A 14,169-nucleotide genomic window follows, 5' to 3' on the forward strand; every position below is an offset into this window, starting at 1 on the left:
TCCGCCGACCAGCAAATATTGCAGCGGTCAGACCGCCAGGATCAGTTTCCCGGTGTTCTCGCCGTTGAACAGGGCCTGGAGCGTTTCAGGGAAGTCGGTGACGGCACCGGTTTCGACGTCCTCGTAGGACGTGAGTTGGCCCGTGGACAACCAATCCGCAAGGCGCTCAATACCTTCGGGGTATCTGCCGGCGTAGTCGAAGATCACGAAGCCGGTCATCGACGCCCTGGCAACCAGTAACTGCATGTAGTTCGCGGGGCCGCGCGGGGCGTCGTTGTATTGCGATACCGCGCCGCAGAGCACGATCCGGGCCCCGTGCGCCAGCCTGTTGAGCGCGGCCTCCAAGGTGACACCGCCGACATTGTCGAAGAAAACGTCGACGCCGTCGGGCGCATGGGTTTTCAACTCGGCGCGCAGGTCAGCGGTCTTGTAGTCGATCGCGGCGTCGAATCCGACCTCGTCGACCAGCCACCGACACTTCTGCTCGCCGCCTGCGATGCCGACCACTCGGCAGCCCGCGATCCGCGCGATCTGCCCGACGACGTTGCCCACCGACCCGGCCGCCCCGGACACCAACACCGTCTGGCCCTGCGCCGGCTTGCCGATGTCGAGCAGGCCGAAGTAGGCGGTCAGGCCGCTGATACCCAGCGCCGCCAGATGCGTGCTCGGCGGCGCCAACGAGGTGTCGACCTTGCTGACACCCGCCCCGTCGGAGACGGCGAAGTCCTGAACACCGAACAGGCCCGATACCACGTCTCCCACTGCGTAATCCTGATGACGCGACTCGACGACGCGCCCGATTGCCAAGGCGCGCATCACGTCTCCGACGGCCACCGGCGGTACATAGGAGCGTCCGGCGTTCATCCATGTGCGCATCGCCGGATCGATCGAGAGGTAGTCGACCGCGACCACGAACTGGCCTTCACCGGCAGCCGGAACAGGTTCCTCGACGAAGGTGAAGTCGCCGGGTTTGATCGGCCCCGTCGGGCGGGCGGCGAGTCGGCATTGGGTGTTGGCGGTTTTCACTGGCTCGGCTCCTGAATCGTCGACAGCTGTCGGTTGGTGGCGGCGGCGCAGTCCAGGACCGTTTGGCCCGCGGGGTCTTCGGCGGTAACCGGAACCACCGCCACCGTGTCGGCACCTGCGCTCAGGTAGGCCTGCAGTCGCGCCGTGACTTCTTTGCGGTCGCCGAACGCGCCGACTTGCTCGAGGAGGTCGAGCGGAATCGCGGCCGCCAACTCCGCACGGCGCACGCCCGCACGGGCTTTGTCGACCAGGTCCGCATAGCCGAGACCGGCGAACATCTCACCGTATCCGGGCGGCCCGAGATAGACGGCCAACTGCCCGGCAGCCTGTCGCACCGCCGCCTCGCCTGGCCGCAGGGCGGCGGGCACCCACACCGTCAGGCGGGGCGGTTCGCGATCCACCGCGGCGGCGTCCGCGTTCACCTTTTCCCGGACGTTGGCGACGCGCTCCGGTGTGGCCAGGTTCAGCACCACCTCGTCGGCGGTCTGCGCCGCCAACCGGGTCATCGCCGGGCCGAACGGCCCGACGCCAATGCTGCTGTGCGGCAACGCCTGACGGAGTCGAAATCCGTGACTGCGGACGTGGCGTCCGTCGAAGTCGGTGCGCTCGCCGCGCAGTATAGGGCGCAGGCAGTCGATGGTGTCGCGCATCCGGGCGGCGCTGTGCCGCCAGTCCCGGTCGTGCCACCCGGCGACGATGGCCGGGCTGGAAGCGCCGAGGGCCACGTCGACGGCACAGCCGCTCAACGTTGCGACCGAACTCGCCCCCAGCGCTATGGCGGCCGGGGTCCGCACGCTGATCGGTAAGGGCCCCAAGGCCAGTCGGATGCCCGGTGCCCGCAGGCCAATGGCAGTAGCGAGCGCGAACGCGTCGAAGCTGACCATCTCCCCGATCCAAAGGCGTTTCAGCCCAGCGTTGTTGACGGCCTGCGCGATGTCGACCGCCTCCCCGTCGGGACGGTCCAGCCAGAACGGAAGCACCGCTTCGATCGAGGCCCTCACAACATCGCCGTTTCCGTCGGCTGCCCCAGCAGAACCCGGCCAGGGAGTTCACGTGAGGCCAGGTTCACCTGGAAATGCGCGGTGGCGGTGAACGCATCGCGGAACCGGCGTTGCAGCGGTGCTCCGTCGTAGATCGCGCTGCCGCCGGCCAGGTCGTACATGGTGCGCACCACATCGGCCGCCGCGCGGACCCCGTGGGTGGCGGCCAGCCGCAACCGGGTGCGCGCCTCCACCGGCACCGATGGGCCTGCTTCGCTTGCCTGCCAAGCTGTTTCGACTGCCTGGTAGTAGAGCGCCCGCGCGCTCTCCAGATCCGCCTCGGTCCCGGCGACAGCGGCCTGGATGGTCGGACGTTCGGCGAGCGTGCGGGCGGAAGCCTGCGCCTTCTTGGCTCCGGCCAACACGACGAAGTCGTCGATGGCGGCGCGGGCGTTGCCCATCGCGGCCGCGGTGATGCACGCCGCGAAGAATCCGAAGGGCGGGAACCGGTACAACGGCCGGTCGATCACCGGCCCGTCGAACAACGACAGCACCCGGTCATCCGGAACGAACACGTCGTCGGCCACCGCGTCGTGACTTCCGGTGCCCCGCAGGCCGAGGGTGTGCCACGTGTCGAGCACCTGCAGTTGCGCGGTGGGCAATGCGACCACAGCGGGCCGGTCGTCGAGCACACATCCGGCGAAGAGGATGTCGGCGTGGGTGATTCCGCTGCAGAACGCCCACCGCCCCGACACCACCACGCCGCCGGACACCCTGTGGGCCTTGCCTTGCGGCGCCCACACTCCCGCCGCCACGCCACGTCCGCCGCCGAAGTACTCCTCCCGACTGGTCGACGGCAGGTACGCGACCAGCAGGCTTGCCGTCGTTGCAATCGAGACGCACCACCCGGCCGAGGTGTCGCCGCGGGCGATCTGTTCGGCGCAACGCAGCGCGGTGCCCGGGTCCAACTCGGGACCGTCCACTTCGACGGGGGCGCCTGCCCGCAGCAGGCCCGCGTCGCGCAACGCGTCGACGAGTTCGGCGGGCAACCGGCGCTCGGCATCGATCTGCGGCCCCAAACCGGCTGCCATATCGGCGATCTGTCGGGCACGCCCGTGAATGTCCAACTGTCCACGACCTCTCCGAGAGCTACACTGCTGTAGCTTAAAGCTACGGCACTGTAGCTTCACTGGCAGGGCGACTGTCAAGGAGGTGCCGATGGCCCAGGCCGCGCAACGGCGCAATCGGCCCTACGCCCCCCGACTGTCGCCCCAGCAACGCCGCGAACAACTGCTGGACATCGTGCTCGACGTGATCGACACCGAAGGTGTCGGCGCGGTCAGCATGGATGCGGTCGCCCGCCGCGCAGGCGTCACCCGACCGGTGGTGTACGGCCAATTCACCGATGCCAACGCGATGTTGCGCGCCTGCCTCGACCGCGAGGAACAGCGGGCCCTGGCGCAGATTCTGGACGCCATGCCCGGCGACGGTGCGGACACCGCCGAGGCGTTTCACCGCCTGTTCGACGCATATTTGACCGCGGTCGCCGAAGCGCCGCAGCGATGGCGGTCGATCTTCATGATCGCCCCGAGTTGGACGCCCACGCTGAGTAGGAGCATCGCCAGGATCCGTGCGCACATGGTGCGGGATTGCGAAGCGGCGCTGCGTAAGTCACGCGCGGGCGGCAGACAGGCCGACCGCGAACTGTTGGCCCACCACCTGGTGGCCGCGCTGTGGGAATCGGGGCGACTGCTATTGGTGGCTCCCGACGAGTACAGCCACAAGCGCTTGTTGCGCTCGCTGGACGCGATGTTCGTCGCGCTCACGCAGCGGTGACTACGACGACTTCTTGGCGTCCGGCTTGATGGTCAGCGTGATCGTCTTGCCGTCGCGCAGCACCTCGATCGGCGCGTCCTGACCGACCTTGAGTTGCCGAACCCCGACGGATAGCTCGTCGAGGCTGTTGATCTTGCGGTCGCCGATCTTGACGATGACGTCCTTCTCAGCGAGGCCTGCGCGCTGGGCCGGGCTGTTCGGGTTCACCTTGGTGACCCGCGCGCCGCCGGTTCCGCTGTCGTTCACCGACTCGGCGGTGATGCCCAGCGTCGCGTGCGCGATCTTGCCGTCGCGGATCAGCGTCTCGACGACGTCCCTGGCCTCGTTGATCGGGATCGCGAAGCCGAGTCCGCTGGCGCTGTCGGATAGCGACTTGCTGGCCGTGTTGATGCCGATCACTTCGGAGTTCATGTTGACCAGCGGTCCGCCCGAGTTGCCGTGGTTGATCGACGCGTCCGTCTGCACGGCGTCGATCACGGTCTTGGTGTCCGACCCCTCACCGGACAGCGGGATCGCTCGGTGCAGAGCGCTGATGATGCCCTGGGTGTCGGTGCTGCGCAGGCCGAGCGGTGCGCCTGCGGCCATCACCTGATCGCCGACCCGCAGCTTGTCGGAGTCACCCAAGCGCGCCACCGACAACTTGTCGATGTTGTCGACCTTGAGCACGGCCAGGTCGGTCTCGGGATCGCGTCCGACGAGATTGGCAGGCGCCTGCTTGCCGTCGTTGAAGATGACCGACAGCTTGAACTTGTCCGGACTGGCCGCGGCCTCCGAGATCACGTGGTTGTTGGTGATGATGTAGCCGCGGCCGTCGATGACCACTCCGGAGCCCTGCGACCCCTCGGTGTCGCTGATCGCCTGGATCGTCACCACCGAATCACCAATAACCGCAGCGACTTTGGCCATCTGCCCGGTCGGCAGGTGGTCGGTGTCCGTGGTGTTGAGGGTGACCTTCGGGATGGTGAAGGCCTCGATGACCTCCGCGGTCTTGCGGCCCATCCAGCCGCCGACGAGGCCGATCAGTATCGCGACGACCGCCAGCATCACCAGCGCGGGCCGGGAAACCCTGCCGCCGAAGAGAATGTCGCGCACGCCGAGCTTCTGCGTCGGGAACGACGGCGGCGGCGGCGCGGGCGGCGGTTCTGCCGCGACTGGCTCTGGCACCGCCTCGCCGGCCTGCACCGGTTCGTCGTCGTCGGGGTCGGCGGTCAGCGATGGGCCGAAGGCCTCGGCCAGCACCGGTTGCGGCGGCTGGTTGGTCGGCGTGTACTCGCCCTGGTCGCGGTCATCGGCGGGCAGGAAGGAGCTGTCCACCCCGTCTGGGCGGCCGAAGGCGCGCTGCGTCGCAACATCGACCGCAGGGCCGCTGCTCTGATCCCGATCGGTCACGCGTACATCACTTCTTTCCGGCGCTGAACTGCATAACAACCGTACCGGAGGGACAGGTTTGCCCAGCACCACGGCGCCTCAGCGGCCCGCCTGAAGTGTCAGCACGGTGATGTCGGGCGGCGCGCCGATCCGTACGGGCGGACCCCAGAATCCGGCGCCGCGCGTGACGTACAACTGGGTGCCGTCCACCGTGGACAGCCCCGCGAGGCTGGGCTGCGCCGCCCGGACCACGTAGTGGAACGGCCAGATCTGGCCTCCGTGGGTGTGTCCGGATAGTTGCAGATCGACGTCGCGGGCGGCGGCTTCTCGGACCAGCACCGGTTGATGGGCGAGTAGCACGGTCGGACGCGACGAGTCCGTTCCGGTCATGGCGCGATCGAAATCGGGCCCGTCCGCGTGTTTCCCGCCTGCGACGTCGTTGACGCCGACCAGATCGAACGCCGCCGCGCCCCGCCGGATCGCGGTGTTCTCATTGTGTAGCGGCCGTACTCCGAGCCGCTCCAGCTCGCGCAGCCACGCCGAGGTGTCGTCGACGAAGTACTCGTGGTTGCCGGTGACGAAGTAGGCACCCTCGCGAGAAACCAAGTCGGCCAACGGCTCTGCCGCCGAGCCGAGTTCCTCGACCGTGCCGTCCACCAGATCGCCGACGATGGCGACGAGGTCCGGTGCGGATTCGTTGATCATCCTGACGATCCGCTCGGTGTGCGCGCGACCCGCCATCGGGCCGAGGTGGATGTCCGATACGACCGCGATCCGGAAACCGGCGAAACCCGGGTCGAGGCGGCGCAGTCGCACCGGCACAGCCAGCAGTTCAGGTGGACCCAACGCGATGCGAGCGCCCACACCGATCAGGCCCACCGACGCCGCCCCGGCCGCTGCCGCCGTCGTCCTGGCGAGAAACAGCCGTCGGCTCATCGCCTGCTCGGCAGTCGTGCGCCGTCGCCGCCACGACAGTGCGAGCCGGACCGGTTCCGTCGCGAGCAGGATCAGGAACAGGTAGGCGGCCAGGCCGAACCAGAGGTAGCCGGGCCAGGCGACCCACGCCGCGTCGGTGGGGCCGATGGCGCGCGGCAGCACGAGCGCTGCGACTAATAGCGCTGCGGCTGCCATCAGCGCGGCCGTCAACGCCCACCGCGTGCGTCCGGGTCGCGTCGTGTCCTTGACCAGACGCATCCACAGATACGCATGGATCAGCGCAAGGACCGCGACGAGGACGACGAAGAACATGTCAGCTTTCGGGTGCGTACGCCGCCTGGAAGAACGCGAGTTCGAGTTCCATGGCGCGGCGGTACGCGGTGCGCACGCCAGGGGTGTCGCCGCCCTGTTCGTCGAGCAGTCGTTCCAACGATCGCGCGATGTCCTCGAATGCCGGATCGGCGTAGGTCTGCACCCATTCGGCGTACGGCCCGGCCGTGCTCGCGTCCAGTGACGACCCCAGCCATGCGTACAACCGCATGCACGGCGTCATCGCCGCGAAGATCTCGTCCAGCCCTCGACTGCACGCGGTGGCGAGCAGGAATTCCGTGTACGCGAGCGTCGCGGCCGCAGGCGTGACGTCTGCCATGTCGATCCCCCACTGCGCCGCGTAGGAGGAGTGCAGGCCCAGTTCGGTACGCACGCCCGCGACCAGATCCGCCAAGGTGAGCAGCGTCGCGGTGTCCTTGCTGCGGACCAACGCCATCGCGTATGCGCGGGCGAAGGATTCGAGGAAGAATGCGTCCTGCGCCACGTAGCCGGCGAACAGCGCCCGCGGCAGCGAGCCGTCGCCGATGCCGCGGACGAACGGATGGGCCAGCACGTCGGCGGCCAAATCGGCGCTGGCAGTCCACAACTGGCTGGAAAGCGGTTCGTCGGATTCGTGCGTCATCGGTCTCCTCAACGGCTCGGGTGGAACGTTTCTCGATTGTTATTCAGGTTTGTCTCAGTTGTCACTTGGGTAACAGTGGTACCAGTGGTGTGGTGGCACATCACCGTCCACAGCGAAGAAAGAGATGAATGGAACATCGCAATGAACACTGTCCTGTACTTCAGCCCCAGCGGGTCCGCTTATGAGACCCGCGCGTACACCACCGCGGACATCGCCGAACTCGTCAACAACCACGGTCTGCAGTGCCTGACCAGCACCGACCGGCAGTACGACTTCTGGTTCACCTCCTCGACGCGCCGCTGCCAACGCCGCGCCAACCGGATCGCCACTGAACTGCTGCTGGCCACGACGTCCTTCACCGCGCGGACGGTCCCGTTGTTGCGTGGCCACGTCGTTGTCGCCACTCATGATTCTGACGGCGATCTCGACGGGCTCAGCTGGCAACAGCTGGACCTGCTGGCCGAGAAAGGCCGCTCGCTGACAAGCCGTGAGGAACGAATCCTCAACCGCCGCTTCGCGCGTGACGAGCGCCGCCAACGGCGCAACCGCTCAGTCGCTGCCACGGCCGAAGTAAAGCCGTTGCGTCGCAATGCAGACGAGCTGACCAGACCTGTTGTACATCGTCGAGGTGATCAGTCCGCGGCCTGAGGTCGACTCCGGGCGGTCCGCAGCGTCAGCAGGGTGATCTCACTGGGCGCGAACACGCGAAAAGGCGGGCCCCAGAAGCCGGTTCCCCGACTCGTGTAGAGCTGGGTCCGTCCGCCGTGTCGGCTGAGCCCCTGTACCGCCGGTTGCTCGAGGCGGACCAGCAGATGGAACGGCCAGATCTGTCCGCCGTGGGTGTGGCCCGACACCTGGAGGTCGACGCCGGCGTGAACGGCGTGGGCGACCTGTTTGGGTTGGTGCGCAAGCAGTAACACCGGCAAGGTGCGGTCGGCCCCCGCGAGGGCGGCGTCCAGATTCGCGCCGTGCCCGTGCACACCGGACCTCTGCGCGGTCGCGTCGTCGACGCCTGCGACGATCAGTCGGTCACCGCCGCGTTCGACCACGACGTGCCGGTTGTGCAGGGGCGTCCAGCCGATGCTGTCCATGTAGTCCAGCCAGCCCTGCGCCTCGTTGAAGTATTCATGGTTACCCGTGACGTACACCCGAGCCGAGGTGGCGCGCACCGACGCCAGCGGGCTGGCCTGCGTCTCGCGGATGTCGACGGTGCCGTCGGCGATGTCGCCGACATGGCCGACGACGTCGGCGTCGAGCGTGTTCACCCGCGCGGCGACGGCTGCTGACCATCGGGAGCGGTCGATCGGCCCGTAGTGGGTGTCGGTGATCAGCACCACCCGCAGACCGTCAAGGCCAGCGCCGAGTCCGGCTATGGCGACGTCGACCTTCTTGACCCGTGGGACGCGCATCGCCTCGGCATAGCCCCAGATCAGAAGTCCCGCCGCGATGACCACGACCGTCGCCGCGACCACCCGGGACCGCAACGGGTTGTCGAACCCCGCGAACAGCAACGCCAATTGCACGATCTGGCCGAGCACCGAACAGGTGAACAGCACCCACGCCAGGCCGAGCAGAGCGTGTCCGGTGGCGGCGGCCCAGTCGAGATGCCGGTGGCCGTGGCCCAGCCTCAGCAGCACCGGCAGCGCAATGAGCATGACCACGAAAACCGTTGTGCCGCCGATGAAAACGGGCAGCGGCCAAGCCGCACCCGAACACAACAACGCCCACCAGGGCACACCGAACAACAGCAACAAGACGCCTGTGACGACGGCCATGCGCCGCCACCGTCGCCGCGGGCGGTCGACGGACTCGACTACGTCTGCCGGGGTGTCTGTGGTCACGTCTCGATCTACTGGTTCTTTGCGGAGGACATCAACGACGTTACCGGCGGTGTCACTGGACTCGCGACCGCAGACCCGATGCGGCTGAGCGCACGGCGTCGCTGATGTGGGTGATCATCGGGCTGTTGAGCTTCCAACACTGCCAATACAGCGGCACATCGAGATGGGCATCGCAGATGCGCACCACCGAACCATCGGCAAGCGGCCTCGCCGCCAACTGCTCGGGGAACATGCCCCACCCCAACCCGGCGTGCACCGCAGCGCCGAAACCCTCCGCCGTCGGCACAAAATGCTGCGGCCTCACGATGTCACGACGAAAAACCTTACGCACCAACATATCCTGTAACGCATCGTCACGATTCCAGGCCAGCGACGGCGCACTGGCCGCCGCGTGCGCGGTGAACCCGCCTGCCAGATAGCGTTTTCGATACGCCGGCGTGGCCACCGGCAGATAACGCATCACCCCCAGCGGCTGCACCCGACACCCCGGCACCGGATGACGCTCGGTGCTCACCGCCCCCATCACCACACCCTCGCGCAACAGCCGCGTCGAGTGGTCCTGATCCTCGATGCGAACGTCGAACAACACCTCACCGACCGCCCCGAACACCGTGGTGAACCAGGTCGCCATCGAATCGGCGTTGACCGCGATCGCGACCCGCGGCGCGACACCGTCGCTGCCACCCATCTCCGCCAGCACCTCCCCCTCCAACAACGCCACCTGCGCCGCCAACCGCAACAACGGCACCCCCGCCGCAGTGGCACGACACGGCTTCGCCCGCAGCACCAACACCTGACCCACCCGCTGCTCGAGCGCCTTGATCCGCTGACTGACCGCCGACGGCGTCACATGCAACCGCTCCGCCGCCGCATCAAAACTGCCCAACTCCACCACCGCGGCGAACGCGGCAAGCTGCTGACCGTCCAGGTTCACATTAGGAATGCTAATGCTACTGAAGAACCATTAGTTGGACTGATCTAGCGCCGGCTTCTAGCGTCGCCTTCATGAGCTCGCCCCTGATCGTCGGTTTCATCGCCTCCTTTACGCTGATCGCCGCGATCGGCGCGCAGAACGCCTTCGTGCTGCGCCAGGGCATCCGACGCGAGCACGTGGTGCCCGTCGTCGCGCTGTGCACGGTGTCCGACATCGTGTTGATCGCGGCGGGCATAGCCGGTGTCGGGACCGTGATCAGCGCGCACCCCAGCGCGCTGGCCATCGCCAAATTCGGCGGCGCGCTGTTCCTCACCGGCTACGGCCTGCTGGCCGCGCGCCGCGCCCTGCGGCCGTCTGCGCTGACGCCCGCCGAAGCCGCACCCGCCCGGTTGCTCGACGTGCTCCTCACCTGCGCTGCGATGACATTCCTCAACCCGCACGTCTACCTCGACACCGTCGTGCTGCTCGGCACGCTGGCCAACGAGCACCAGAACGAGCGCTGGCTGTTCGGCGTCGGCGCCGTCACCGCCAGCGCGGTCTGGTTCGTCAGCCTCGGCTTCGGCGCGCGACGGCTGGCCGGATTGTTCGCCACCCCGTTGACATGGCGCATCCTCGACGGCCTGATCGCGGTCATGATGATCGGACTCGGAGCGTCATTGGCCTTGTCCTGACAGTTTCTCGTCGACACAATGACCCCATGGGGGTCACCGACCAGATCCTTGGACTGCGGGATCGCAAAAAGATCAAGACGCGCGACACCATCCGCCGTGAAGCCCTGCGGCTGATCGAAGAGAACGGCTACGCCAACACCACGATCGAGCAGATCGCGGAGGCCGCCGAGGTGTCGCCCAGCACCTTCTTCCGGTACTTCCCGTCCAAGGAAATGGTCCTGATGGCCAACGATCTGGACCAAGTCACCATCGACGCGCTCGCCCAGCAGCCCCCGGAACTCCCGTCACTGCAGGCTTTTCGCCGCGCACTCGAGATCACGATGGCGACGCTGTCCGAAGACGAGTGGCAGTTCGAACGGGCACGACTTCGGACGGTGCTGTCCATACCCGAACTCAAGGCGGCACAGTTCGACGAATACCGCCGCACCGTCGCGGCGCTCACCGAGGCCGACTGCCGACGGACCGGTCGCGAACCCGATGATTTCGAGGTGCGCGTGTTCGTCGGGGCATTGGCGGGCGGATTGATGGCGGTCATCGACCAGGCATCCGGTGTAGCCGACCGCATGTTCCGGGCACTCGACTTTATGGAAGCCGGTATGCCGTTGAGGTCAGTCGACGGACGATCCTGACCAAACTCTGGTTATTTCAATCGATTTACGCGTGCGTCAGGTAGTTTCCTAGGCAGACAACTGTCGATCGGGGGGCATCATGCACGCAGCCATTCGTCCACTGGCCACGGCCGGCGTTGCATTGGTAGGCGCCAGCGCTATTGCGGTGACGCCTGTCGCCGTGACGCCCCAGGAACTCACCCCGCAGGTGCACATTCCCGAAGTGCAGTTGCCGCAGGTGCAGTTGACGGCGTCGATCGCCGAGATCTTCACGTTCCCCGCCTTTCAGCAGTTCGTCCTCAATCAGATCGACGACGCGGTCACCCTCGGCCTCGGATTGGCAGGATCCGCAGCAGGATTGGGCCAATCAATCGCCGCGATTCCCTCGACACTGGTGACGACCACACAGCAGGTGCTCACCGGTGACCTGCTCGGCGCGCTCACCACCGTCGAAACCTATCTGGTGGGAAGCCTTGTCGCCGTTGGCGAACCGACCCTGGCCGCGATCATCGAACGACGCCAGCGCGTGCTCGCGGTGAGCGAGGCGATGCAGGCAGCCTTCCCGACGGCCCTCATCGGGCTGGGCACCGGAGTCTTCGTCGCGGTCGACGGTGTGCTGCGCGCATCGATCATCGCCGGACAAGGGGTCGTGGACGCGCTACTGCCACCGAATCTGGGCAATCTGGTCAACGCCGTGGTCGGCGGCACCCAGCTGGTGGCCGGGTCGCTGGTCGACGGCGGTCAAGACATCGTTGACTCAATCGTGTTCGCACAGAAGACGATCGCGACCGCACTCGCCGCCAAGCCCGCGACGTCGGCTACCGCGTTCCGCACTGAGGCGACCGACGTCCCCGATCTGTCCCGCAAGACGACCATGGTCGCCGTCGACCAGTCGACCGAGAAGAAGAAGGAATCGGCGAGCGCCGAAGCCGGCCCGAAAACCACGCGCAAGTCGGCCGCGAAAGAGCACAAGGACGACTCAACGAAGCCCGATCAAAACGCCAGTGAGTCGCCGAAGGCCGATGCCGGCAAGAAGAGCGGCGATTCACACAAGCGCGAAACCAAGAAGGCAGGAACCAAGAAGGCGGACAAGGAATCCCGGTCCGAAGACGCCGCGAAGTAAGGCTTCAGCCGGCGCCTTCGGACCGTGCGGGTGTCTAACCCATAGGTCCTTCCGGCATGGGTGCGTTGCACCGGTCGCGGAAATCGGAGGCGGCCTGCCGGACGCCCCTTATCTCGTCGGCCACCTGTGGGTTGGCGTCGAAGTAGTTCGTGATCTCGGTCCGCATTTCGTCCCTGGGCTTGCCTTTGAGCCCGGTGAAGAACGCGTTCACGTCCGGATGGGTGAACAGGTAGCTGGACATCCCTGCGTTCACACCGGACATGACGCCCGCGAGGTCGGCGGCGGTGCAGTTCGGTGGATCGGCCGCCGCGGTTGCCGCGGTGCCGACGAGCATCGACCCGGCGATCACTCCGGCGCCGATCAAGCTGCGGATCAACATATGAAACTCCTTGCTTCCGTAAGTGATTGACAAACTGTGCTCAACGCGGCCCGATACCGCCGCCACCGCCGATGCCGCCGCCACCACCAGGCCGGCCGGGGCGGATAGGCGGCAGGATCACATCGACGTCCCAACCGTCGTCGCAGTACCACGGGTCGGCACAGTAGGACGGGTAGTACGGTCCCGCCGACGGCGCACTGGGCCCACCGCCGCGGACGGTGCCCTGCGCGCACACGGTGGCATTGCCGGCGTTCGTGCAATCCGCCAAGGCCGGCGCGGCGGAGACAATGCCGAAGGGGACCGCCGACAATGCCAACCCCAACACCAGGTAGCGCTTGATTCTTCGCACGGTAACTCCCCCCGACGACCGGAACCTATCCGCGAAGCGTAAATCTCCTGACGGCGTTGCGAGCGGTTATCGGCATATTTCAAGAACGATCACGATCAACAACTTAGCTTCGCTGTCCGGACGACTCGATTTCGTCTCACGTCCGGTCAAACGACGATTTCCGCCGCGGTAGCCGGTGTACGTTCGCCTCATCGGACGGCTGAATCGAGGCTCAAAATGCCGAATCAAGATTGGACAAAACCCGCGGCGATGGCGATCCCCAAGGAGGGGTACTTCGAGCTGGAACGCGGTCGGTACGGCCCGATTTTCCCGCGCACACCGGCCTGTCACGGTTTCTCGATCATCGCCAAAGTCAAGGAGGGTCGAGAGGAGGCCGTCCGGGCCTACGGGAAAACGATCGAGGAGACGATCGCGAAGAGCCCGGAGGCCTTGGCGCCGCTGCGCCTGCACTATCTGCGGTGGGTGCTGTTCGACGTCGGGTCGGGTTTGCACTTTCAATATCAGGGCATCTTCGACACCGATTTCGACAAGTACACCGAAGACGCGGTGCAGTTGTTCACCGCCACCGGAGTGACCACCGTCTTCACGAATCTTGAAGGTTTTCCGGAGGATTGGCAGGAGAACCCGGAGGCGTTCATCAAGTTCGTACGCGATCACCAGTGCCCGAGTTTTCTCGAGTACGGCGAGTACCCGTACGTCACCGCCGACGAGATCAAGAAGGCGCTGCGCCTGAAGGCGGCGTTCTCGACCATGCTCGACCAGATGCAATGACGTCGACGCCGCTGGACGCCGTGAAGCGGTACATCGACGGCTTCAACAACGGTGATGCCGAGGCGATGGCGGCGGCCTTCGACGTCCCCGGTTCGATCCTCGACGGAATGCCACCACACGTGTGGCAGGGACCGACGGCCGCTCAGGATTGGTACCGAGATGTGCTGATCGAGGGCCAGTCGCACGATGCTTCCGATTACTTCGTGACGCTCGGCGACCCGCTGCACGAGAACATCACCGCAGACAGCGCCTATGTGGCGGTTCCCGCGACCATGACGTTCACCGCGAAAGGCAACAGGATCACCCAGACCGGAGCGTTCTTCACGGTGGCGCTTCACCAGCGGTCTGACGGCTGGCGCATTGCGGCATGGGCGTGGACGAAGGGCAAGCAGTAG

At 66.4% G+C, this 14,169-nt stretch carries 17 protein-coding genes; 7 read left to right on the forward strand and 10 right to left on the reverse strand.

From position 1 onward, the window contains the following. Window positions 1-27: 27 nt before the first annotated feature. The 3 genes from C1A30_RS23250 to C1A30_RS23260 are packed head-to-tail and all read right to left on the reverse strand — an operon-like array spanning window position 28 to window position 3,097. Complete coding sequence (locus tag C1A30_RS23250) at window positions 28-1,026, reverse strand: NADP-dependent oxidoreductase (protein WP_101950725.1); 999 nt, start codon at window positions 1,024-1,026, stop codon at window positions 28-30. Continuing rightward, entirely contained in the window at window positions 1,023-2,027 is a 1,005-nt protein-coding gene (locus C1A30_RS23255; RefSeq protein ID WP_101950726.1) for an LLM class F420-dependent oxidoreductase, read from the reverse strand. The genes C1A30_RS23250 and C1A30_RS23255 overlap by 4 nt, the downstream gene beginning before the upstream one ends. Further along, window positions 2,024-3,097 (reverse strand): acyl-CoA dehydrogenase family protein, encoded by a 1,074-nt coding sequence (locus C1A30_RS23260; RefSeq protein WP_101950727.1) that lies wholly within the window; start codon window positions 3,095-3,097, stop codon window positions 2,024-2,026. The genes C1A30_RS23255 and C1A30_RS23260 overlap by 4 nt, the downstream gene beginning before the upstream one ends. Window positions 3,098-3,224: 127 nt before the next feature. On the opposite strand from C1A30_RS23260, the gene C1A30_RS23265 reads away from it, so the two are divergent. Further along, entirely contained in the window at window positions 3,225-3,842 is a 618-nt protein-coding gene (locus C1A30_RS23265; protein WP_160112783.1) for a TetR/AcrR family transcriptional regulator, read from the forward strand. On the opposite strand, the gene C1A30_RS23270 is transcribed toward C1A30_RS23265, so the two are convergent. The 3 genes from C1A30_RS23270 to C1A30_RS23280 form a co-directional block, all read right to left on the reverse strand. Then, window positions 3,843-5,231, reverse strand: coding sequence for a S1C family serine protease (locus tag C1A30_RS23270; RefSeq protein ID WP_101950729.1), 1,389 nt, complete (start codon window positions 5,229-5,231; stop codon window positions 3,843-3,845). A gap of 78 nt (window positions 5,232-5,309) precedes the next feature. Further along, window positions 5,310-6,458, reverse strand: coding sequence for a metallophosphoesterase (locus C1A30_RS23275; protein ID WP_101950730.1), 1,149 nt, complete (start codon window positions 6,456-6,458; stop codon window positions 5,310-5,312). Between the two features lies 1 nt (window position 6,459). Next, window positions 6,460-7,098 carry a TenA family protein gene (locus tag C1A30_RS23280; protein ID WP_101950731.1) on the reverse strand — a complete coding sequence of 213 codons (639 nt, stop codon included), beginning with the start codon at window positions 7,096-7,098 and terminating at the stop codon, window positions 6,460-6,462. 141 nt (window positions 7,099-7,239) lie between these two features. Here C1A30_RS23280 and C1A30_RS23285 point away from each other — a divergent pair, with 141 nt between their 5' ends. Further along, a complete protein-coding gene (locus C1A30_RS23285; protein ID WP_235010160.1) occupies window positions 7,240-7,746 on the forward strand; it encodes a hypothetical protein in 507 nt (168 codons plus the stop codon). Here the strand turns inward: C1A30_RS23285 and C1A30_RS23295 are convergent. Further along, window positions 7,731-8,873 (reverse strand): metallophosphoesterase, encoded by a 1,143-nt coding sequence (locus tag C1A30_RS23295; RefSeq protein ID WP_101950732.1) that lies wholly within the window; start codon window positions 8,871-8,873, stop codon window positions 7,731-7,733. The genes C1A30_RS23285 and C1A30_RS23295 overlap by 16 nt on opposite strands. A 118-nt stretch (window positions 8,874-8,991) precedes the next feature. Next, entirely contained in the window at window positions 8,992-9,882 is an 891-nt protein-coding gene (locus C1A30_RS23300) for a LysR family transcriptional regulator ArgP (RefSeq protein ID WP_101950733.1), read from the reverse strand. Between the two features lie 62 nt (window positions 9,883-9,944). On the opposite strand from C1A30_RS23300, the gene lysE reads away from it, so the two are divergent. From lysE to C1A30_RS23315, 3 genes are all read left to right on the forward strand, one after another. Continuing rightward, window positions 9,945-10,544 (forward strand): L-lysine exporter, encoded by a 600-nt coding sequence (gene lysE, locus C1A30_RS23305; protein ID WP_101950734.1) that lies wholly within the window; start codon window positions 9,945-9,947, stop codon window positions 10,542-10,544. 26 nt (window positions 10,545-10,570) lie between these two features. After that, on the forward strand, window positions 10,571-11,173 hold the full coding sequence (locus C1A30_RS23310) for a TetR family transcriptional regulator (protein WP_101950735.1): 603 nt from the start codon (window positions 10,571-10,573) through the stop codon (window positions 11,171-11,173). 79 nt (window positions 11,174-11,252) lie between these two features. Continuing rightward, window positions 11,253-12,275, forward strand: a complete 1,023-nt coding sequence (locus tag C1A30_RS23315; RefSeq protein WP_142392653.1) for a hypothetical protein — start codon at window positions 11,253-11,255, stop codon at window positions 12,273-12,275. A gap of 34 nt (window positions 12,276-12,309) precedes the next feature. Here the strand turns inward: C1A30_RS23315 and C1A30_RS23320 are convergent, their stop codons facing one another. After that, window positions 12,310-12,654, reverse strand: a complete 345-nt coding sequence (locus C1A30_RS23320) for a heme-binding protein (RefSeq protein ID WP_101950737.1) — start codon at window positions 12,652-12,654, stop codon at window positions 12,310-12,312. Window positions 12,655-12,694: 40 nt separating this feature from the next. Then, window positions 12,695-13,003, reverse strand: a complete 309-nt coding sequence (locus C1A30_RS23325) for a hypothetical protein (RefSeq protein ID WP_101950738.1) — start codon at window positions 13,001-13,003, stop codon at window positions 12,695-12,697. Window positions 13,004-13,219: 216 nt separating this feature from the next. On the opposite strand from C1A30_RS23325, the gene C1A30_RS23330 reads away from it, so the two are divergent. Both C1A30_RS23330 and C1A30_RS23335 read left to right on the forward strand, forming a co-directional pair. Beyond that, the gene (locus C1A30_RS23330; RefSeq protein WP_101950739.1) at window positions 13,220-13,774 is read left to right on the forward strand and encodes a hypothetical protein; all 555 of its coding nucleotides are present in this window, start codon (window positions 13,220-13,222) and stop codon (window positions 13,772-13,774) included. Continuing rightward, window positions 13,771-14,169 carry a nuclear transport factor 2 family protein gene (locus C1A30_RS23335; protein ID WP_101950740.1) on the forward strand — a complete coding sequence of 133 codons (399 nt, stop codon included), beginning with the start codon at window positions 13,771-13,773 and terminating at the stop codon, window positions 14,167-14,169. Before C1A30_RS23330 ends, C1A30_RS23335 begins: the two co-directional genes overlap by 4 nt.

It is taken from the genome of Mycobacterium sp. 3519A, assembly GCF_900240945.1.
In the GTDB taxonomy this organism is placed as follows: domain Bacteria; phylum Actinomycetota; class Actinomycetes; order Mycobacteriales; family Mycobacteriaceae; genus Mycobacterium.

Bases quoted from the DNA above. Each gene is read 5' to 3' on its own strand.
- C1A30_RS23275 (WP_101950730.1), bottom strand. From the start codon at position 6,458: ATGTTCTTCGTCGTCCTCGTCGCGGTCCTTGCGCTGATCCATGCGTAT.
- C1A30_RS23330 (WP_101950739.1), top strand. From the start codon at position 13,220: ATGCCGAATCAAGATTGGACAAAACCCGCGGCGATGGCGATCCCCAAG.
- C1A30_RS23310 (WP_101950735.1), top strand. From the start codon at position 10,571: ATGGGGGTCACCGACCAGATCCTTGGACTGCGGGATCGCAAAAAGATC.
- C1A30_RS23335 (WP_101950740.1), top strand. From the start codon at position 13,771: ATGACGTCGACGCCGCTGGACGCCGTGAAGCGGTACATCGACGGCTTC.
- lysE (WP_101950734.1), top strand. From the start codon at position 9,945: ATGAGCTCGCCCCTGATCGTCGGTTTCATCGCCTCCTTTACGCTGATC.
- C1A30_RS23260 (WP_101950727.1), bottom strand. From the start codon at position 3,097: ATGGCAGCCGGTTTGGGGCCGCAGATCGATGCCGAGCGCCGGTTGCCC.
- C1A30_RS23265 (WP_160112783.1), top strand. From the start codon at position 3,225: ATGGCCCAGGCCGCGCAACGGCGCAATCGGCCCTACGCCCCCCGACTG.
- C1A30_RS23320 (WP_101950737.1), bottom strand. From the start codon at position 12,654: ATGTTGATCCGCAGCTTGATCGGCGCCGGAGTGATCGCCGGGTCGATG.
- C1A30_RS23295 (WP_101950732.1), bottom strand. From the start codon at position 8,873: ATGGCCGTCGTCACAGGCGTCTTGTTGCTGTTGTTCGGTGTGCCCTGG.
- C1A30_RS23315 (WP_142392653.1), top strand. From the start codon at position 11,253: ATGCACGCAGCCATTCGTCCACTGGCCACGGCCGGCGTTGCATTGGTA.
- C1A30_RS23280 (WP_101950731.1), bottom strand. From the start codon at position 7,098: ATGACGCACGAATCCGACGAACCGCTTTCCAGCCAGTTGTGGACTGCC.
- C1A30_RS23285 (WP_235010160.1), top strand. From the start codon at position 7,240: ATGAACACTGTCCTGTACTTCAGCCCCAGCGGGTCCGCTTATGAGACC.